Raw genomic sequence first — 20555 nt, forward strand, 5'->3', positions numbered from 1 at the left:
GGGGGACGGTCGATTGGTAAGGGCTCAGGCTCGCGCGAGACGCGACCGATCCCAGGATCTGGCGTCTCGATCACGGCCACGCCGTCCTCGCAGCAACAAGGAAACCTTCATGTCCGGGCGTCTCCTCATCATGCTCTACGCCGTCGCGAGCTATGCCGTCTTTCTTGGGTCGTTCGTGTGGGCGGTCGGTTTCGTCGGCAATTACAACTATCTCACGGCCAAGTCGATCGACGTGGGCGTGTCCAGCGCCGTGACCGAGGCCGTCGTCGTCGACGCGCTGCTGCTGGCGCTGTTCGCGATCCAGCACAGCGTGATGGCGCGGCCGGCGTTCAAGCGCGCGTTGACGCGCATCATTCCGGCGGCGGCCGAGCGCAGCACCTATGTGCTGCTGTCCAGCCTGATCCTGCTGCTGCTGTTCTGGCAATGGCGTCCGATCCCGAGTCCGGTCTGGCACGTCGAGGGTGTCGCAGCGGGCGTGCTGACCGGCGTGCATTGGCTCGGCTGGCTGATCGCGCTCTCCTCGACCTACATGATCGATCATTTCGATCTGTTCGGCCTCCGCCAGGCCGTGCTCGCCCTCCGCGGCAGCGCCGGGACGGCGCAGCCTTTCAGAACGCCGCTGCTGTATCGGCTGGTGCGCCACCCGCTGATGCTGGGCTTCCTGCTCGCCTTCTGGGCCACGCCGGAGATGTCGGTCGGCCACCTGCTGTTCGCCGCCCTCAGCACAGCCTACATCCTGGTCGGGCTGCAGCTCGAGGAGCGCGATCTGATCGCCCAGTTCGGCGACACCTACCAGCGCTACCGCCGGCGGGTGCCGATGCTGCTGCCGCGACTGATCGGCGGCCGGCGGACCGCCGAGACGGAGACGGAGGCGGAGGCGCGCGGCGCGCAGTAGCCGGCGCCGGCTCGACGTCCGCAGGGCTCGTCGGGCACGCTCGCTTTTGATCACGGCTTGCCCGGTGCCGCGCCCACGCAGACGTGAATTGGTGCGGGGACCTCAGCACCTATGTCGGGCTTGAATGCTGCGATGCAAAATCACAGCTCGACAGCCTCCGTTCTCATAAGGCCCTATGGCCTGCCTGTTCAGTCCGAGAGAGATCCGCGTTGACCACCATCACGTCCGATTCCGGCGACTCGCTGTCGGCCTGGATCACGCTGTTATTGGCCTTTTCCTGCGGGCTGATCGTCGCCAACATCTATTACGCGCAGCCGCTGATCGGGCCGATCAGCGCCGACCTCGGGCTGCGGCCGGCGCTCGCGGGACTGCTGGTGACGATGAGCCAGATCGGATACGGCGCAGGTCTCTTGTTCGTGGTGCCGCTCGGCGATCTCATCGAGAACCGCAAGCTCGTCATCATGACCATCATCGTCGGCGCGGCCGCGCTCGGTTGTGCGGCCCTGGCGACGAGCCCGTCGACATTCCTGCTCTCGGCGCTGCTGATCGGCTTCGGCTCGGTCGCGGTGCAGATCCTGATCCCCTATGCCGGGCATATGGCGCCGGAGGCGATCCGCGGCCGCACCGTCGGCAACGTCACCACCGGCCTGATGCTCGGCATCATGCTGGCACGGCCGCTTGCGAGTTTCGTCGCGGCGCATGCCTCCTGGCACGTGATCTATGCGGCCTCGGCGCTTGCCATGGTGATCCTGGCCGGGGTGTTGCGCCTCGCCCTGCCGCCGCGTGAGCCGCAGGCGCGGCTGAGCTACGGCCAGCTGCTCGGCTCGATGGTCGAGCTCTATCGCGACACGCCGGCGCTGCGCCGCCGCGCGCTCTACCAGGCCGCGCTGTTCGGCGGCTTCAGCGTGTTCTGGACCACGTCCCCGCTGCTGCTGGCCGGGTCCGATTTCCGGATGTCGCAGACCGGCATCGCCCTGTTCGCGCTGGCCGGCGTCGCCGGCGCGATCATGGCGCCGGTCGCCGGCCGCATCGCCGATCGCGGCTGGACGCGACCGGCGACCGTCGCATCGATGCTGATGTGCGCGATCGGCTTCGCGTTGACGCTTTCGGTTCCACTCGGAACGAACGGGTCGCTGGCCACGCTGGTGATCGCCGCCATCGCCATCGATTGCGGCGCGCAGCTCAGTCTCATCCTCGGCTATCGCGTGCTGTTCGTGCTCGGCGCCGGCCAGCGCAGCCGGCTGAACGGGCTCTATATGACCACCTTCTTCGTCGCCGGGGCGGCGGGCTCCGGGATCGGTGCCTGGGCATATGCGCATGGCGGCTGGACGGCCGCCGCCGCGCTCGGCACGGCGCTGCCGCTCGCGGCGCTGGCCTATCAGTTCACCGAGCCGAAATGATCAGAACGGGCTGCGCTTGAGCCCGGGCACCAGCGCCGCCAGCCGGTCCTTGATCCAGGGTGCGGGCGGCAACTTGCCAGTGGGCATCTCGACCGCGGCGGCCGGGTTGCGGCTTACGGCCAACCTGAGGGTCGCCAGATAGTGATCGCGCTCCTCCTTCACCGCGCAATGCGCGCGGTGTTCGGGATCGGCCTCGGTCGCGACGCGGTCGTTGGCATTGATGACGAGCCGTTGCTTCGGCCGTCCCGTGTAGTCGGGCACGTTGGTGTAGATGAACTCGTTCAGCGCCTCGGGAAAGAAGGTTTGTCCGGTCAGCACCGTGGCCTCGTCGACAAACACCCTGAAGTGGATGTGGGTGGCGCGGCCGGCATACCAGCCGGGATAGATGGTCCTGAAGCCGGCCCAGCCGGCGGCGTCGGCCATCTGCGTGCCGCGCAGGAACGTCTTTCCGCTCTGGTCGAGCTTGTGAGTGTCGCTCTGGCCGGGATAGCCCGAATAGATGCCGCGGGCATCGCAGTGCCAGATGTCGACGCGCGCGCCGGGGAGTGGCGCGCAGGAGCCGGCCTCGATGACGCGAAGGCGCAGCCTGAGCGGCACGCCCGGCCGGTCCTCGGCGATCTCGGCGCGCACCAGCTTGGGATCGAGATAATAGGGACCGGATTCCGACTGCGGCGTCAGGATGCAGGCGTCGTCGGCATTCGCCGATGCGGGAGCTGTCTCCGACGCGGCGCGCGCCGGCGGCGTCAGCAGCGCTGCGCCCGCCGAGAGCAGGCCGAGAACGCCACGGCGTGTTGCGTTGGTCAGAGCAGCCTCCCGCAGTCGAATGCGACGGAAGCGGCAGTCGATCAGCCGGGCATGGCAACAATCGGACGCCCGGCGGCCATTCGGCCAGGAGCCCGCTCACACCTGCGTCAGCGGCTTCTCTCCATGGCGCTCCGAGAGCGTGAAGATCTCGACGCCGTCGGCGGTGACGCCGACCGAATGCTCGAACTGCGCCGACAGTGAGCGGTCCCGCGTCACCGCGGTCCAGCCGTCGGACAGGATCTTCACATGCGGCTTGCCAAGATTGATCATCGGCTCGATGGTGAAGAACATGCCGGGCTTGAGCAGCACGCCCTCGCCGGGACGGCCGACATGGATGATGTTCGGCTCGTCATGGAACAGCCGGCCGAGACCATGGCCGCAGAAGTCGCGCACCACGCTCATGCCCTGCGGCTCGACGAAGCTCTGGATCGCATGGCCGATGTCGCCGGTGGTGGCGCCGGGCTTCACCGCGGCGATGCCGCGCATCATCGATTCGTAGGTGACCTCGATCAGCCGCTCGGCCTTGCGCGCGATCGGGCCGATCGCATACATGCGGCTGGAATCGCCGTACCAGCCGTCGACGATGAAGGTGACGTCGACATTGATGATGTCGCCTTCCTTCAGCGGCCGGTCGTTCGGCATGCCGTGGCAGACCACGTGGTTGATCGACGTGCAGGTCGAGTAGCGATAGCCGCGATACATCAGCGTCGCCGGATAGGCGCCGTGGCTGAAGGCGAAGTCCCGGACGAAATCGTCGATCCGCGAGGTCGGCACGCCCGGCTTGACGATGTCGGTGAGCGCATCGAGGCACTTCGACACCAGCGCGCCGGCCTTGCGCATGCCGGCAAAGCCGCTCGGGCCGTGCAGCTTGATCTGGCCGTTCTTGCGCGCAGCGGTGTCGGTCGCTTCGATATAGTTCATGGGCCTGTTTCGTTCTCAGGGGTGTCGCGGGGTGATCGCCTAATTTAATGATCGTGCCGGCCGGTGCAAGCCGGGTGTGCACGGCCGGATCTGCCGCCTAGCCGGTCGGCACCTCCAGCGTGGTCTCCACCGGCAGCGCACCTCCGCGAACGCGAAGCTCTCGCACCGGATACGGCACCCTGATGCCCTCGCGCTTGAAGGCCTCCCACAGCGCCAGCATCACCTCGCTCTTGACGCTGTCCATGTAGCTGGGGTCGGCGATCCATGTGGTCAGCGAGAACTTCATGCCGGCCTCGGTGAACTCGGTCAGCAGGCAGTTCGGCGCCTTCGATTTCAAGGTGCGCGGCGTCTCGGCCGCGATCTCGGTGGCGAGCTTGCAGACGACCCGGGGATCGGCGTCGTAGTTGGTGCCGAAATTGACCTTCACCAGCGTGTTCTTGTCGGTGTAGGTCCAGTTGGTCACCTTCTGGGTGACGAGGTCCTCGTTCGGGATCAGGAACTCGCGGCCGTCGCCGGCGGCGACCGAGATGTAGCGCGTGTTCATCGCGCTGATGCGCCCCGAGCTGTCGCCGATGGTCACGAGATCGCCCGGCTTCACCGATTTGTCGGCCAGCAGGATGATGCCGGCGACGAAATTGGCGACGATGCGCTGCAGGCCGAGGCCGATACCGACACCGGCGGCGCCGGAGAAGATCGCGAGCGCCGACAGGTTGATGCCGACCGCGCTGATCGCAATCGCGACGCCGAGGATCATCAGGCCCATGCGGACCATCTTGATCAGGAGCACCTGGATCGACGGCGTCAGGTCGGTCGAGCGCGTGATGCGGCTCTCGACGAAATTGCTGGCGATGTTGGTCAGCCACAGCACCGCGAGCAGCAGCACGCCGAGCTTGATCACCAGCAGCGGCGTCAGCCTGAGGCCGCCGAGCACGACCGAGATGGAATCGAGCGCGTCGACGACGTTGTCGAGCTGGCCGATGATGCTGAGCGCGGCCACCAGCCAGGCCGAGATCGACACGATCTGCACGATGAAGGTGCTGCGGATCACCGAGGTGATCAGCCGGATCACGAGCCAGGCGAGCGCCAGCTTGAGCGCGACGGCGAGCAGGTAGCTGCGGCTCGGCCAGGTCCACAGCAACATGCCGGTGCGGGCGATCCGCATCAGGATCACGAACACGACCGTGGTGACGCTCTCCAGCAGCACCCGTAGCAGCTGCCGCAGCGGGCCAGGCCAGCCCATCGCCAGCGAAGTCAGGTCGATGCGCGCACGCACGGCGGCGCTCGCCGCAAAGGCGATGCCGGCGCCGCTCAGCACCAGCCCGAGCTGAAGATAGAACCACGGCGAGGTGACCTCGGCGCCGATCGAGCGGCCAACGGTCTGCAGGAAGTCGAGAACGTCTTTCAGGTCGAGGTCCATCAGCGGGGTCTCGGAGGGGAACAGTGGCGCGGGTTGGCCGGATCAGCGGAATTTAGTTCGTTTTCGTCACAGGCGATTGCCGCGAAATATACCCCGAACGCGGGCAAGGATGGAAAAATGGGCATATCGCCGCGATAAGAGCAAATCCGGTTGGCGTGCAAGTGTGGCGACGATAAGGATGTAAAACTCGGATCCATCAACGTTTTTTCATGTCATCCCTCGACGCCGTCAGCATTGCGATCCTCCTCGGTGCGGTCCTCGTGATGGCCGGCATCCTGTCGAGCCTGCTGGCGTTGCGCTTCGGCGCGCCGCTGCTGCTGGTGTTCCTGGTGATCGGCATGCTGGCGGGCGATTCCGGCCCTGGTCATATCGAATTTCAGGACGTCCGTACCACCTATCTGGTGGGCTCCGTCGCGCTGGCGCTGATCCTGTTCGACGGCGGTCTGCGTACGCGCTTCCAGAGCATCCGTACTGTGCTGGCGCCCTCGATGGTGCTTGCGACCGTCGGCGTGCTCATGACCGCCTTCATCACCGCGCCGGTGGCGAAATATGCCCTCGACCTCGGCTGGACCGAGGCGATGCTGGTCGGCGCCGTCATCGCCTCGACGGATGCGGCGGCCGTGTTCCTGCTGGTCCACGCCCAGGGCCTGCGGCTGCGCCCGCGTGTCGGTGCCACGCTGGAGGCGGAGTCCGGCAGCAACGATCCGTTCGCGGTGTTCCTCACCCTGATGCTGGTCGAGCTGATCTCGGTCGGTCACGGGTCGTTCGGACATTTCGTGTTTGAGCTGATCCGCGAGGCGGTGCTCGGCACGCTGTTCGGCATCGTCGGCGGCCGCCTCGTCGTCATCGGCCTCAACAAGGTCGCGCTGCCGCAGGGCCTCCACGCGCCATTCGTGACCACCGCCGCGCTGGTGATCTTCGGCATGGCGCAGATCGCCCACGGCTCCGGCTTCCTCGCGGTCTATCTCGCCGGCCTCATCGTCGGCAACCGGCCGACCCGCGCGCACAACTCTGTCGTCACCTTCCTCGATGCCGCGACGTGGCTCGCCCAGATCGTGATGTTCGTGCTGCTCGGGCTGCTGGTGTCGCCGCAGCGGCTGCTCGACAGCCTGCTGCCGGCGATTGCTGTTGCGCTGATGCTGATGCTGGTGGCGCGACCCGTTGCGGTGTTCGTCTGCCTCTATCCGTTCCGCTTCAACTGGCGGGAGAAGGCGTTCATCGCCTGGACCGGCCTGCGCGGCGCGGTCGCGATCTTCCTCGCCTCGATCCCGCTGCTGGTCGGCCTGTCCAGCGCCTATCTCTATTTCGACGTCGCGTTCGTGGTCGTGATCATCTCGCTGCTGGCGCAGGGCTGGACGCTCGGCGTGGCCGCGCGCAAGCTGCACGTGGCGCTGCCGCGCACCGATCGGGGCCCGCGCCGCATCGAGCTCGATCTGCCCGGCCAGCTCGAGCAGCAGCTGGTCGGCTATTCGATCCGCTCCAAGAGCCTGTACTTCCGCCGCGGCCTGATCCCGTCCTGGTCGAAGCCGACCCTGGTGATCCGTAACGAGCAGATTCTGTCGCCGCCCGAGGCCGAGCCGATCGCGCCGGGGGACTATCTCTATCTGCTGGCGCCGCCGGAAAAGGCCGAGTCGCTCGACCGCTTCTTCGTCGACATGCCGCCGTCGGCCGCGCCCGACCCGCATCTGCTCGGCGACTTCATGGTCTCGGCCGAGCATACGCTCGACGAGGTCGCCGGCATCTATGGCGTCAAGCTCGGCGAGGGCGAGGACAAGCTGACGCTCGCCGACTATTTCGACATCCATCTCGACAACGCGCCGAAGGAAGGCGCGACCGTGGCGCTCGACACCATCGTGCTGGTCGCCCGCTCGATCTCCGGCGGCCGGGTCAACGTGGTCGGACTGCGTCTGCCGGAGGACGAGGAGGATGTGCCGGTGCTGACGCGCAAGGAGCGGATGAAGCGCAAGCTGGCCAGTGTCTGGTCGTCGGTCGCGGGGGTTTGAGCGTCATTCTGCCGCCGGCAGGACGGCGATCGAGATCGCATTCTCCGGCGCGCCGCTGACCTGCAGCACGAAAGGCTTTGATCCCAGCTCGTACTTCATGGTCTTGCGAATGCCGTCGCAATCGGTGGCGCCGCTGAAGCCGGCCGGCTTGAGGATCTTGCCGTCCTGCACCACGTCGATCCAGGCCGCGGCCGACAGGCTGATGGTGTAGACGCCGGCCTTGGGCGCTCCGGCGATCCGCGTGAGGCCGGCGAAGCTGCCGTCCCTGGGCGCGCGCTCCGGCGGCATCGCCAGCTTGGCGTCAGCCGTCGGACGCAGCTCCAGCACAATCCCGGTCGCGGGAATAGCGGCCATCTCGGCGCCAGATACGAGCTTCTCGCGGTCGGCTGCGGTCAGCGCGGCGCGCTCGCGCGCGATGTCCCATTTGAACTTGTCGCAGCCGCTCGGTTCGGCGGCAACCGCAGCCGAGCTCGCGGCCACCGTAACGAGGAAGGCGGTCGTGGCGGGACGGATCAGGATCATGACGGACTCGCGACTGTTACGCCGCGCAGCGGCGCGCGGCATCTTGATACCGCGATAACAGGAGGTGGAGGGACCGTCATCCCCTTCGATCGCCGCGCTGACGGCGCGAGCAATATCATCCTATGGCAATCGTCCCGCCGCTGCGACTCCCAATCACGGCAGCGTCGGCCGAATCAATTCTTGGCGTCCGGCGCATGCAGCACCGCTCGGCAGCCAGGCGGCAGTTGCGCCATCGTCAGCGGTTGCGGCGGCTTAGGGGGCTCTTTCGGCGGCAGCGGATGCAGCACCGCATCCGAGAACCAATAGTCGAGGTCGCCGCAGCCATCGCCGCCCTCCTGGTTGGTCTGGCCGTGGCAGTCCGGATTGCCCGGCGGGCACACCATGCGGATGTGGAAGTGATAGTCGTGGCCCCACCACGGCCGCACCTTGGTGAGCCAGCTACGGTCCCCCCTCGCGTCCCGGCACAGCGCCTTCTTGATCGCGGCGTTGACGAAGATGCGCTGCACCGACGGCTCCTGGGCCGCGGCGCGGATCACGGCGACGTGGCCCTTCGTGAACACCCGCGGATCGACATCGAGGCGATCAGGCCGAACCATCATGACCGCCGACATCTCCTCGCGCTCGTTGCGCGACAGCCTGTGGTCAGGCATCGGCGTCAGCCAGATGTCGGCGTCGAGCCCGATTTGATGGCTGGCATGGCCGGACAGCGCTGGTCCGCCGCGCGGCTGGCCGATGTCGCCGACCAGGATGCCGGGCCAGCCGGCATCCTTGTGCGCGCGGGTCGCCAGCCGCTTCAGCAGCGCGATCAGGTTGGGATGGCCGAAATTGCGGTTGCGCGACAGCCGCATCACCTGCCAGCCCTCGCCGTTGACCGGCATTCGCTCGGCTCCGGCGATGCAGCCGCGATTATAGGTGCCGATCACCCTGGTCGGTTGCGCCGACGGCAGGATCCTCCGGGCGAACAGCTCCTTGGCCGGCGTATTCGGATCGTCCGGATGCGCCAATGGCGGCAGGGCCTTTGGCTCGACGCTGCCCTTGTCCTGGGCATGGGCCGGGGCCGCCACGGCAATGACGGCCGAACTGATGATGGCGACCAGAATCAGGCGGACATGCATGGCGCCAGTGTAGCGTCTGCCGACCGGCCGAGTTGCCCAATTCTACGTCAACAGCGGGTCATTCGGGCCGTTTTAACCTGGCTCTAACCCTGCTGCCGGATTGGCGGAACCGGCTGAACACGGCTCAATTGCGTGACTTCGTTCGGTAAATGAACAATAAGCGCAGGGCCATTGCACGGTATGCGGGTCTTTTCTGGCCCGTGGCAACCGACGTCACTTATCGCTGGTTGTACAGCAGCCCTTGGTTGATCCTCCGCGCAAGTCTCAACTCTCCAAATGCGCGAGTGCATCCACCTGTTCCCGTAACCAGTGGCTGTCGCGCCCTGCATCAAGATACCATTTTTTCAGAAACGTGGCCGAAAACTGCCGTTCGAGAAGGAGAGTGAGGCACGCGATGCGGCCCGTTCGGCCACCCACGGCAAAAAAGCGCAATCGCGTGCCAAGCGCCCGCGATGCAGTTCACCCGGTCAAGCCAAGCCCGAGATTGCGTTGGCACAATTTGCGCAAGCTCGCCCCCGTCGATGAGATCGGCGGCAAGTGCGCCGAAGTGGCGATGGCTGAGGCGAAGAAGGCGCATGATCGGCTCATCGAAGCGATCGACATTCTTCCCGAGGGGATCGTGTTCCTCGACGCCGACGGCCGCTACATTCTCTGGAACAAGAAATACGCCGAAATCTACAACCGCAGCTCGGACCTGTTCGAATCCGGCGCCCGGCTGCAGGATACGATCCGGATCGGCGTTGCCCGCGGCGACTATCCGGAAGCCGCGGGCCGCGAGGAGGAGTGGATCGCCGAGCGGCTCGAAAAGCTGTTTCATCCGAGCGGTCGCCATGAGCAGAAGCTGTCGGACGGCCGTACCATCCTGATCGAGGAGCGTCTGACCGGCGATGGCGGCATCGTTGGCCTGCGCGTCGACATCACCGAATTGAAGCAGCGCGAGGAGTCGTTCCGCCTGCTGTTCGACGGCAATCCGGTGCCGATGATCGTCTGCGCGACGGATGACGGGCGCGTGCTCGGCGTCAACGAAGCGGCGGCCCAGCATTACGGCTACAGCCGGGACGCCTTCGAGCGGCTCAGCATCCGCAGCCTGCAGGCCTATGATAGCGAGCCGCCCTGGGCAGGCGAGCAGTCCAGCGAGGAGCAGGCGGCGCGCACCTGGAAGCATGTCCGCGCCGATGGCGCCCTGATCGATCTCGCGATCTATTCGCGCCATCTCGTCCACAACGCCCAGCCCGCGGTGCTGCTGGCGCTGATGGACATCACCGAACGCAAGCGCGCCGAGGCGCGGCTCGCCTTCCTGGCCCAGCACGACGCACTGACCGGCCTGCCGAGCCGCAACCTGCTGCGCCAGAAGATCGATGACAAGCTCACCCAGATGCGGCGCGGCTCCGAGAAGATCGCCGTGCTGGTGCTCGGCCTCGATAATTTCAAGTCGATCAACGATACCCTCGGCCACGCGGTCGGCGACCGGCTGTTGCGCGGGGTCGGCAAGCGGCTGCGCTCGGTCCTGCGTCAGGAGGACATCGTCGCGCGACTGAACTCCGACGAGTTCGCGGTGGTGCAGGGCGGGCAGGCGCGGCCGGAGGATGCGGCCCAGCTCTGCCGCCGGCTGCTGGAGGCGATCGCCGATCCCTATCTCATCGACGGCAGTTCGGTGACGATCGGTGCCACGATTGGAATCGCCATGGCGCCGAACGATGGCGACGACGCCGAGAAGCTGCTCAAGAATGCCGACATGGCGCTGTCGCGCGCGAAGAACGAGACGCGCGGCTCCTTCAGCTATTTCGAATCCGGCATGGATGCGCGGGCGCAGAGCCGGCGCAAGATCGAATCCGAGCTGCGCGAGGCCATCCAGCGCGACGTGCTGCAGCCGCATTATCAGCCGCTGATCGACCTCTCGACCGGACGCATCACCGGTTTCGAGGCGCTGGCGCGCTGGCCGCATCCAGAGCGCGGCATGATCCCGCCGTCGGAGTTCATCCCGGTCGCCGAGGAGACCGGCCTGATCTCGGCGCTCGGCCGCGCGATGTTGCGGCACGCCTGCAACGACGCCGCGAAATGGCCGGACGACGTCCGTGTCGCCGTGAACATGTCGCCGCTGCAGTTCCGCGTCGGCAACGTGCTGTCGCTGGTGATGGACGTGCTGAAGCAGTCGGGCCTGCCGCCGAGCCGGCTCGAGCTCGAGATCACCGAGACGCTGGTGCTGGAGAAGAGCGGCCAGGTGCTGGCCACCCTGCATGCGCTGCGCGCGCTGGGCGTGCGCATCTCGATGGACGATTTCGGCACTGGCTATTCCAGCCTGAGCTATCTGCGCAGCTTTCCGTTCGACAAGATCAAGGTCGATCAGTCCTTCATCCGCGGTCTCGCGGCCAATCGCGAGGCGCAGGCGATCGTCCGCTCGATCGTCAGCCTGGGCAAGGGGCTCGGCGTCATCATCACGGCCGAGGGCGTCGAGACCGAGGCGGAGCTGCGCTGTCTGCGCGCCGAGGGCTGCCATGAAGGGCAGGGCTATCTGTTCAGCCGGCCCCGGCCCAATGTCGACATCGTCCGGCTCTTGCAGGCGCAGCGGGATGCCATGGACGGTACCTCACCCGGCAACGCGCTGGTGGCTTGAGCGAGCGACGTTGGCCGCTGTTGGACGCGCCTCGAAGCGCCGCCGATAGGCCGCGGGCGACGTTCCGACGATGCGCCGGAAAGCGACGCGAAACGTTTCGAGCGACCGGTAGCCGCACTGCGCCGAGATGTCCGCCAGGGAGAGCGTCGCATTCTCCAGCAGCTCCCGCGCCCGCGTCATGCGCTCCTGCTGCAGCCAGGCCGCAGGGCTCGCGCCCGTGCTGTCCTGGAACGCCCGCAGCAAGGTCCGCTCGCTCATCCCGGCGCGTTTTGCCATCGCGCTGACCGCAATCGGCTGCGCCAGTCGCCCCCGTGCCCAATCCATGACGTCGCCGATCGTCCGTCCCGGGCGGGCCTGGACCGGTGCGACGACGTATTGCGCCTGCCCGCCGTCCCGGTGCGGCGGCATCACCAGCCGCCGGGCAACGCTGTTCGCAACCTTGCTGCCGAAATCGCGCCGGACCAGATGCAGGCAGGCGTCGATGCCCGCCGCGCTGCCGGCCGAGGTGATAACATTGCCCTCGTCGACATAGAGCGTGTCCTCTTCGACGCGAATATTCGGATAGAGCCGCTTCAGGTCGGGAATGTGCCGCCAATGCGTGGTGGCGCGCCTGCCGTCGAGCAGGCCAGCGGCGGCCAGAACGAACACGCCGGAGCAGATCGACAAGCACCGCGCGCCGCGCGCGGCCGCCTGCGCGATGGCGCGCAGCAGGCGCTCGGGCGGCCGCTCGGTGCGATCGCGCCATCCTGGAACGATGATCGTGCTGGCCTGCTTCAGGCGTGACAGGGGCGCGCCGGCCTCGACCACGATGCCGCCGGTCGCGCGGGCACGCCGCGCTTCGGCAGAGACCACCGTGAACTGATACCAAGGGAAGTCGAACTCCGGCCGCGGCAGCCCGAAGACTTCGACCGCGATGCCGAACTCGAACGTGCACAGCCCGTCATAGGTGATGACGGCGACCAATCCCGGATTCGGGTGTGGAGCATGGGTTGCGGCGCGGGGCATTGGCGGAAACTTACCGAACTTTGTCCGATCCGTCACTTGGGTCGCCCCGGGTAGCGCGCGAGATTGGAGGAGCTCACGCAACGTCGCAGGAGAGAGACGATGACGACCCATGTCACCGAGGTGCCCGCAGCCCCGTCAGCCCAGGCGCTCGCCCATTTCGAGGCGATGCTCTCATTCGAGACCGATTGCTGGGACGTGCACGAGAGTCTGCATGCAGCAGCTCCGGACTTCATCCTGGTGGATGTCAGGGGCCCGGCCTCGTTTGCCAAGGGGCACATCACCGGCGCCATCAATATCCCGCACCGGACCATGACCGCGGAGCGGATGGCCGAGTACGCGAGGGACATGCTGTTCGTGGTCTACTGCGCCGGTCCGCACTGCAACGGCGCCAACCGCGCCGCGATCCGGCTTGCGCGGCTGGGACGGCCCGTGAAGATGATGATCGGCGGCATCACCGGCTGGCTCGACGAGGGCTTTGCACTCGCGACCGGCGATTGAAGCGGAGGCCCGGCTGTTACCTCATCACCAGCGTCGTCCCCGCGAACGCGGGGACGACACCGATTTTGGAGCTCGCCGCCTTGGAAGGCTGCGAGCCAAGAGGGCGGGATGGCGAAAGTCGCTCGCTACGCCGCCTTGCACAGGCCGGCGAGGAAGGTGTCGACGCTCTTGAACAGGTCGTTCGCACGCTTGCCGAGGTCGCGCGTGGCGACCATGACGTGGTCGGCGAGCTCGCGTGACTGCTCGGCGGCGTCACTGGCGCCGACGACGTTCTGCGATACCTCGTTGGTCCCGGACGCCGCCTGTTGGACGCTGCGCGCGATCTCGCGCGTCGCCGAGTCTTGCTGCTCGACGGCGGCGGCGATGGTCGCGGCAATGCCACTGATCTCCTGGATCGTTGTGCTGATGCCGCCGATGGCGGTCACGCAGTCGGACGTCGCGGCCTGGATCGAGGTGACCTGGCCGGCGATCTCCTCCGTCGCCTTGGCGGTCTGTCCGGCCAGCTCCTTGACCTCGGCTGCCACGACCGCGAAGCCGCGGCCCGCCTCGCCGGCACGCGCCGCCTCGATGGTCGCGTTGAGCGCCAGCAGGTTGGTCTGGCTCGCGATCGCGTCGATCAGGCGCAACACATCGCCGATCCTCTCGGCGGCTGCGGCGAGGCTGCCGACCATCTCGGTGGTCTGGCGCGCCTTGACGACCGCGGCATCGGCCACCTTGCTGGAATGCGCGACCTGGCGACCGATCTCGGTCACCGAGGAGGCGAGCTCCTCGGAGGCCGCAGCGACGGTCGACACGCCGCTCGAGGCTTCCTCGGACGCGGCAGCGGCGGCCGCTGCGCGCTGCGAGGTGCCGTTGACGCTGACCGTGATCTCGTGGACGACGCGCTCCATGTCCGCCGTGGCCTTGGCAACCGAGGACACCACGCCCTTGACGTCGGCCTCGAACCGGTCGGCCATCTGCCGCTGCAGCGCCTGCTTCTCCTGCTCGGCGCGGTGTTGCGTCGCCTCCTGCGCCTCGCGCAGGCTGGCCGTCTCGATCATGTTGCGGCGGAACACGTCGACCGCCTGCGCCATCGTGCCGAGCTCGTCCTTGCGCTGGCCGCCGGGGATCGCGACCTCGGTGTCGCCGCTCGACAGCCGGTGCATGACGGCGGTGATGGCGACCAGCGGGCGCGAGATGCCGCGGGCGACGAACAGCGCGACGATGACGGCGAGCAGCAGGATTACGACCGTGCCGATGATCAGCTGCTGCTGCGCGCTGGCGGCGGCGGCCTCATAGGCGGTTGTGTCCTTGATCAGCTCCAGCACGGCGATCGGGTCGCCGGCGTAGTTCCTGATCTGCCCGGCATAGACCGCGGCGGGCTTGCCGGCCAGGGTGGCATCGCGCAGCAGCGCCGTGCCCTTGAACACCGCGAGCACCTCGTCCGGGGTGGCGACGGTCTCGTCGCCGAACGTCGAGGACAGCCGCTTCGGCTGGCCGTCGTTGATCCAGTAGACGGCGAGATCGATGCCGAAGCGCTGCTTGGCGCGCTCGACGAATTCCTTGCCGAAGGCGGCGCCGACGTCGACGGTCGCGATCACCTTGCCGTCGCGCACGATCGGGGTCATGCCGAAGATGCCGAGCGACAGCCGGCTCTGCTCGACGCCGGCGATCAGGCGGCCGGTCTGGTTGGCCTGCACCACGGTGATGCGGCGCTTCGAGGTGTCGTCGCCGAACACCTTGGGCTCATGCACGCGATAGAAATTGGTGGCCGGCGGCGCCCATACGTTCACCAGCGGAATGCCCTGCGCCTTCAGCGACGTCATGGCGCCGCCGAGCAGGGCGCCAAGCGCGTCGCGGTCGCCCTTGAGGTAGGCGTCGGCGATCGGGGGCAGCGCCGCCAGGGTGGAGCTGACCGCCAGCGCGGCGCGGCCTTCATAGTCGATGCCGGCCGACACGCTGTCGAACTGCAGCTTGAGTTGCTGCTCCAGCGCCAGTCGGGTCAGAGCGCGCTGCTGGATGACGGAGAAGGTGCCGAGCACGGCACAGGCGATGGCGACGGTCAGCGAGAGCGCGATGATCAGGCGGGCGGAGATCGACCGGAGGCGGGACATTCGGGGCATTCCTTGCTTTGCGGCAAGGGTCTCAGGATACCATTAAGGAACAGATACCGTAGTTGCACGGGAGCGCTGGTTCCGCTTTGGAATCCGGATTTTCTTCAGCCTATCATGCTGATGAAACCAGAGAGGGGGGCGGGCCCGCGCCTCAGCTATCCACCTTGAGGGCGGCGATGAAGGCTTCCTGCGGGATGTCGACCTTGCCGAACTGCCGCATCTTCTTCTTGCCTTCCTTCTGCTTCTCCAGAAGCTTGCGCTTGCGGGTGATGTCGCCGCCGTAGCACTTCGCGGTGACGTCCTTGCGCAGCGCGCGCACGGTCTCGCGCGCGATCACCTTGCCGCCGATCGCCGCCTGGATCGGGATCTGGAACATGTGCGGCGGAATCAGGTCCTTCATCTTCTCGACCATGGCGCGTCCCCGGCCTTCGGCGCGGGTCCGGTGCACCAGCATCGACAGCGCATCGACCGGCTCGTTGTTGACGAGGATCTGCATCTTCACGAGATCGGCCGGCTTGTAGTCGGTCAAATGATAGTCGAACGAGGCGTAGCCCTTGGAGACCGATTTCAGCCGGTCGTAGAAGTCGAACACCACCTCGTTGAGCGGCAGGTCGTATTTGACCATCGCGCGGCTGCCGACGTAGGTCAGCTCCTTCTGATTGCCGCGGCGGTCCTGGCAGAGCTTGAGCACGCTGCCGAGATATTCGTCCGGCGTCAGGATCGTCGCCTCGATCCAGGGCTCCTGGATCTCGGCGATCTTGACCACGTCGGGCATGTCGACCGGGTTGTGGATCTCGATCTCCTCGCCGTCGGTCAGCTTCATCTTGTAGATGACGCTCGGCGCGGTCGCGATGAGGTTGAGATCGAACTCGCGGGAGAGACGCTCCTGGATGATCTCCAGATGCAAGAGGCCGAGGAAGCCGCAGCGGAAGCCGAAGCCGAGCGCGGCCGAGGTTTCCATCTCGAACGAGAAGCTGGCGTCGTTGAGCCGGAGCTTGCCCATTGCGGCGCGCAATGTTTCGAAATCATCGGCATCGACCGGGAACAGGCCGCAGAACACGACCGGGATGGCCGGCTTGAAGCCCGGCAGCATCTCCGAGACCGGCTTGCGGTCGTCGGTGATGGTGTCGCCGACGCGGGTGTCGGCCACCTCCTTGATCGCGGCGGTGATGAAGCCGATCTCGCCGGGCCCGAGCTCGTCGACCTGCGTCATCTTCGGCGTGAAGAAGCCGACGCGCTCGACGTCATAGGCGGCCCCGGTGCCCATCATCCGGACGCGCTGGCCCTTCTTCATCACGCCGTCGACGATGCGCACCAGCACGACGACGCCGAGATAGACGTCGTACCAGCTGTCGACCAGCAGCGCCTTCAGGGTCGCCTCGCGGTCGCCCTTGGGCGGCGGCAGGCGGGTGACGATCGCCTCCAGCACGTCGGGAATGCCAAGGCCGGTCTTGGCGGAGATCATCACCGCGTCGGAGGCGTCGATACCGATCACGTCCTCGATCTGCTGCTTGATCTTCTCGGGCTCGGCCGCCGGCAGGTCGATCTTGTTGAGGACCGGGACGATCTCGTGATTGTTGTCGAGCGCCTGGTAGACGTTGGCGAGCGTCTGCGCCTCGACGCCCTGGCTGGCGTCGACCACCAGCAGCGAGCCTTCGCAGGCCGCCAGCGACCGGGAGACTTCGTAGGCGAAGTCGACGTGGCCGGGCGTGTCCATCAGGTTGAAGATGTAATCCTTGCCGTCCTTGGCATGGTAACGCAGGCGCACGGTCTGCGCCTTGATGGTGATGCCGCGCTCGCGCTCGATGTCCATCGAATCGAGCACCTGCTCCTTGCCCGCCATCTCGCGGTCCGACAGCCCGCCCGTCATCTGGATCAGGCGGTCGGCCAAAGTGGACTTTCCATGGTCGATATGGGCGACGATGGAGAAGTTGCGGATGTTGGGAATGGGGGCGGTCGTCATGGGTCGCGCAGATAGCACCCCAAGCCCCTCACCAGCAACCATATTGCTGAATTTCCAGGGGCTTTCTTCACGGCAAGCTGATTCCCCGCGCCGCCAAAACAGGCTACCGAGGGCGGATGTCGAGTACCTCTCTTCCGCCTCTCGCGGCGCGCATGCGCGGCCGTCTCGGACCGCGGCGAATCTCCGCCTGGCTGGTGGCGCGCGCCACGGCGCCGGCAACGTCGCTCTGGGTCGTCGTCACCTTCGCGGTCGTCCATGCCGTGCTGTGGACGGCGATCCTGACCAATCTGAAGGCGGCGCAGGACGTCCATATGGACGTCGCCGAGGCCTATGCCTGGGGCAGCCGCTTCCTGCTCGGCTACGGCAAGCATCCGCCGCTGTCGGGCTGGATCGCGGGGCTGTGGTTCGCGGTGTTTCCGGTCAAGGACTGGGCGACCTATGCGCTGGCGATGGCCGTGAACGGCAGCGGCCTCGTCATCGTCTGGCTCGCGAGCCTCAAGGTGGTCGACCGCCGCCGCGCCTTCTTCGTCGTGGTGATGGTTGCGCTGTACCCGATCTTCAATTTCAAGGGCTTCAAGTACAACGCCGACCTGGTCCAGCTGCTGACCCTGCCGCTGCTGGTGCTGGCCTATCTCAACGCGTTCGAAAAGCGCAGCGCCGCCTCCGGCCTGTGGCTCGGCCTCGCCGGCGCGGCGGCGCTGATGACCAAATACTGGGTGCTGACCATGATCGGCGCCATCGGCCTTGCGGCGCTGCTGCACCCGGAACGGTTGCGCTTCCTGGCGTCGCCCGCGCCGTGGGTCGCGATCGTCACCATGCTGGTGGCGATGATCCCGCATCTGGTGTGGCTGTGGCGGGTCGATTTCGTCGCCATCACCTATGCCGGGGATGTCTATACGCTGTCGGATCGCGGCCGCGCCGCCGAGCTCGTGCTCGGCTATGTCGGCCACAATCTGGCGCTGCTGGCTTTGCCGGTGGCGCTGGCGGCGCTGGTGATGGCCTGGCCGCCGCGATTCGCCTTCCGCAACTGGCGCGGCGGTCCCAATCCTGGCGTGAATGTAAGCCAGGCGATCAATGTTTGGCTGGTGCAGGCGATCGTTGCCGTCGGGCCGCCGCTCGGCGGCCTCGCCTTCACGATCTACATGAAGACCGATTGGGGCATCTCGCTGTTCTTCCTGGTGCCGCTGGCGCTGGTCGCAATTCCCGCGCTGCGGCTGCGATCGGTCATGCTGCCGCGGCTCGCCGCCGTCTGGCTCGTCCTGTCGCTGCTCACGCTGATCGCCTCGCCCTGGATCGCCCGGCGCGAGATGGCCGCCAATCCGAACGGCGCCACCGGCTATGGCGCCCGTTCGGAGCTGGCGCGGGAGCTGACCAAGGCCTGGCATGCCCGATTCGGCTCGCCCTGGCCGCTGGTGGCCGGCTTTGCCGAGATGAACACGCCGATGACCTTCTACAGCCCGGACCACCCAAGGCCGTTCACGGTGCCCACCACGCCCGAGGAGACCTGGAGTTCCGGCCTGAGCGCGCTGGAGGACCTCAAGCGCGAGGGGTTCATCGGCATCTGCGACACCACCGACAACCGGATCGCGGCCTGCGAGGCCTGGATGGCCAAGGAGGCCCCGACAGCCGAGCCGCTGGTTATGACCACGCAGCGCTTCTTCCACGGCCAGGCGGGCCCTGCAATCGTTTGGAAGGTGTATATTCAGGCATCGGGGGGATAGCTCCGCGGTCGTCCCGGCCAAGCGCTCCTGCGCGCGAGGCCTCCCGATCACCGGAGCAGGGAATCGAGCTGGCGGATCAGCTCTCCGACCCGGCCTCCTCCGGGCGGCGGACCAGGATAACGCCTGAGGACGTCCACGACCTCTCGAGAAGCAAGGAGCCGTGATCGCGCGAGGTAGTCAGCGCCGACGGCGGGAACGTCTCCGGCCGAGATTTCGAAAGCTCGCGCCGCGTGGCCGGCAGCTCCGAGGATGTGCTTGACCTGGGAAGGGTTCGCGAGGGGATGAAGGAAGCCCGCGCCCGCCGCGGCAAGGGCGGCGCGAGCGGCCTCATAGGCCGCGCGCAACCCTTCATCGCGGGCTTCGATTGCCGCCCGCTGCGCCGCCCACGCGCTATCCCGTAGGGATTTGCTCCGACTCCCGCCGCTCGCAAAGCTTCGGGCGGCCTGTATTGCGGCTCGTGCACGAAGATCATCCGGTCGGTCGCGTTCGAAGATCGCCAGCGCCGGATGTGCAGAGAGGGCCGCGTATTCAGCCACGGCTCGCAGGTCTGCCTCGCTCAGCCGAATAGTGCTACTGGACATGCCATCCTTACCGCGTCGCTATGCGAGGATAGGCGCAAATCGGGTAGAATGCCCCATTGCGGCATGGCGAAACGCGTTTCGGGAGGCCCTTACACGCCTTCTTCGTGGAACTTGTCGTTCACCAGGTCGGTGATCGCCTGCAGCGCGGCCTCCGCCTCGGGCCCGGTGGCGGAGACCAGGATCTTGGTTCCCGGCGCCGCCGCCAGCATCATCAGGCCCATGATCGAGCGGCCGCCGACGGTCTCGCCGCCGCGCGTCACCCAGACCTCGGCCTGGAACTTCTCGACCATCTGCACGAATTTCGCCGAGGCCCGCGCATGCAGGCCGCGCTTGTTGGTGATCAGCAGCTCTCGCGAGATGGCTCCGGCAGGGACAGCCGGGCCGGCGACGTTGTCCTGCTGAGCATCCTCGTCGCTCATTTGCCGGCGAGCACCCGGCTGGCGATGGTGACGTATTTGCGTCCCGCCTCCTGCGCCATGGCGATGGCGTCGGGCAGCGAGCGCTCCTCGCGCACCTTGGCGAGCTTCACCAGCATGGGCAGGTTGATGCCCGCGAGCACCTCGACCTTGGGCCGGCTCATGCAGGAGATGGCGAGGTTCGACGGCGTGCCGCCGAACATGTCGGTGAGAATGGCGACACCGTCGCCGGTGTCGACGCGGTTCACGGCTTCGATGATGTCGCTGCGACAGAGATCGGAATCATCGTCGGCGCCAATCGTGACCGCTTCGATTTGTTTTTGAGGACCCATGACGTGTTCCAGCGCCGCCCTGAACTCGTCGGCGAGGCGCCCATGGGTCACCAGTACCAGGCCAATCATCGGATACTCCTCGCGGGCGCCTTGGGTGCACCGCACGAACGCGCCACTTTGACCATCCGGAGCCCTCGCGCAAGAGGGCATATTCGCGAGTCTCCCGGATTCTGGCATACAGAATGGGAGGGGGCGGCGGTCTACTCGGTCGCGATAGTGGGGCTGATATGGTTACCAATTTGCCCCACACAATCG

The 20555-nt window shown here is 66.8% G+C and carries 17 protein-coding genes; 6 read left to right on the forward strand and 11 right to left on the reverse strand.

What is annotated here, in order from left to right; translation table 11 throughout:
- The first annotated feature begins 109 nt into the window (after positions 1-109).
- Positions 110-895, forward strand: a complete 786-nt coding sequence (gene mddA, locus QX041_RS27655; protein ID WP_315825844.1) for a methanethiol S-methyltransferase — start codon at positions 110-112, stop codon at positions 893-895.
- 209 nt (positions 896-1104) lie between these two features.
- Positions 1105-2295: an MFS transporter gene (locus QX041_RS27660; protein WP_315825845.1), complete on the forward strand. Its 1191-nt coding sequence runs from the start codon at positions 1105-1107 to the stop codon at positions 2293-2295.
- On the opposite strand, the gene QX041_RS27665 is transcribed toward QX041_RS27660, so the two are convergent.
- The 3 genes from QX041_RS27665 to QX041_RS27675 form a co-directional block, all read right to left on the reverse strand.
- Positions 2296-3099, reverse strand: a complete 804-nt coding sequence (locus tag QX041_RS27665; protein ID WP_316167391.1) for an intradiol ring-cleavage dioxygenase — start codon at positions 3097-3099, stop codon at positions 2296-2298. It lies immediately after the preceding gene.
- A 96-nt stretch (positions 3100-3195) separates the two neighbouring features.
- The gene (gene map, locus QX041_RS27670) at positions 3196-4020 is read right to left on the reverse strand and encodes a type I methionyl aminopeptidase (RefSeq protein ID WP_315715310.1); all 825 of its coding nucleotides are present in this window, start codon (positions 4018-4020) and stop codon (positions 3196-3198) included.
- A 97-nt stretch (positions 4021-4117) separates the two neighbouring features.
- Positions 4118-5437, reverse strand: a complete 1320-nt coding sequence (locus QX041_RS27675) for a mechanosensitive ion channel family protein (RefSeq protein ID WP_315715311.1) — start codon at positions 5435-5437, stop codon at positions 4118-4120.
- Between the two features lie 209 nt (positions 5438-5646).
- On the opposite strand from QX041_RS27675, the gene QX041_RS27680 reads away from it, so the two are divergent.
- Positions 5647-7440: a potassium/proton antiporter gene (locus QX041_RS27680; protein WP_315715312.1), complete on the forward strand. Its 1794-nt coding sequence runs from the start codon at positions 5647-5649 to the stop codon at positions 7438-7440.
- A 3-nt stretch (positions 7441-7443) separates the two neighbouring features.
- On the opposite strand, the gene QX041_RS27685 is transcribed toward QX041_RS27680, so the two are convergent.
- The gene (locus QX041_RS27685; RefSeq protein ID WP_316167247.1) at positions 7444-7962 is read right to left on the reverse strand and encodes a hypothetical protein; all 519 of its coding nucleotides are present in this window, start codon (positions 7960-7962) and stop codon (positions 7444-7446) included.
- 173 nt (positions 7963-8135) lie between these two features.
- On the reverse strand, positions 8136-9077 hold the full coding sequence (gene mepA / locus QX041_RS27690; RefSeq protein ID WP_315715314.1) for a penicillin-insensitive murein endopeptidase: 942 nt from the start codon (positions 9075-9077) through the stop codon (positions 8136-8138).
- Positions 9078-9471: 394 nt separating this feature from the next.
- Between mepA and QX041_RS27695 the strand changes: the two genes are divergently transcribed.
- Positions 9472-11691: a putative bifunctional diguanylate cyclase/phosphodiesterase gene (locus QX041_RS27695; RefSeq protein WP_315752237.1), complete on the forward strand. Its 2220-nt coding sequence runs from the start codon at positions 9472-9474 to the stop codon at positions 11689-11691.
- Here QX041_RS27695 and ftrA read toward each other — a convergent pair.
- Positions 11665-12696 (reverse strand): transcriptional regulator FtrA, encoded by a 1032-nt coding sequence (gene ftrA / locus QX041_RS27700; protein ID WP_316167249.1) that lies wholly within the window; start codon positions 12694-12696, stop codon positions 11665-11667. The two genes, QX041_RS27695 and ftrA, sit on opposite strands and share 27 nt — an antisense overlap.
- A gap of 99 nt (positions 12697-12795) precedes the next feature.
- On the opposite strand from ftrA, the gene QX041_RS27705 reads away from it, so the two are divergent.
- On the forward strand, positions 12796-13194 hold the full coding sequence (locus tag QX041_RS27705; protein ID WP_316167250.1) for a rhodanese-like domain-containing protein: 399 nt from the start codon (positions 12796-12798) through the stop codon (positions 13192-13194).
- Positions 13195-13319: 125 nt separating this feature from the next.
- On the opposite strand, the gene QX041_RS27710 is transcribed toward QX041_RS27705, so the two are convergent.
- Positions 13320-15287 (reverse strand): methyl-accepting chemotaxis protein, encoded by a 1968-nt coding sequence (locus QX041_RS27710; RefSeq protein ID WP_316167251.1) that lies wholly within the window; start codon positions 15285-15287, stop codon positions 13320-13322.
- A gap of 151 nt (positions 15288-15438) precedes the next feature.
- The gene (gene lepA / locus QX041_RS27715; protein ID WP_315715319.1) at positions 15439-17250 is read right to left on the reverse strand and encodes a translation elongation factor 4; all 1812 of its coding nucleotides are present in this window, start codon (positions 17248-17250) and stop codon (positions 15439-15441) included.
- 116 nt (positions 17251-17366) lie between these two features.
- Between lepA and QX041_RS27720 the strand changes: the two genes are divergently transcribed.
- A complete protein-coding gene (locus tag QX041_RS27720; RefSeq protein WP_315752233.1) occupies positions 17367-18971 on the forward strand; it encodes a glycosyltransferase family 39 protein in 1605 nt (534 codons plus the stop codon).
- Positions 18972-19018: 47 nt separating this feature from the next.
- Here the strand turns inward: QX041_RS27720 and QX041_RS34425 are convergent, their stop codons facing one another.
- The 3 genes from QX041_RS34425 to QX041_RS27730 form a co-directional block, all read right to left on the reverse strand.
- Positions 19019-19552: a putative immunity protein gene (locus tag QX041_RS34425; RefSeq protein ID WP_409998353.1), complete on the reverse strand. Its 534-nt coding sequence runs from the start codon at positions 19550-19552 to the stop codon at positions 19019-19021.
- An 89-nt stretch (positions 19553-19641) separates the two neighbouring features.
- Complete coding sequence (locus QX041_RS27725) at positions 19642-19971, reverse strand: HPr family phosphocarrier protein (protein ID WP_315715321.1); 330 nt, start codon at positions 19969-19971, stop codon at positions 19642-19644.
- Entirely contained in the window at positions 19968-20369 is a 402-nt protein-coding gene (locus tag QX041_RS27730) for a PTS sugar transporter subunit IIA (RefSeq protein WP_006611446.1), read from the reverse strand. Before QX041_RS27730 ends, QX041_RS27725 begins: the two co-directional genes overlap by 4 nt.
- Positions 20370-20555 lie beyond the last annotated feature (186 nt).

It is taken from the genome of Bradyrhizobium sp. SZCCHNRI2009 (genome assembly GCF_032485115.1).
In the GTDB taxonomy this organism is placed as follows: Bacteria; Pseudomonadota; Alphaproteobacteria; order Rhizobiales; family Xanthobacteraceae; genus Bradyrhizobium.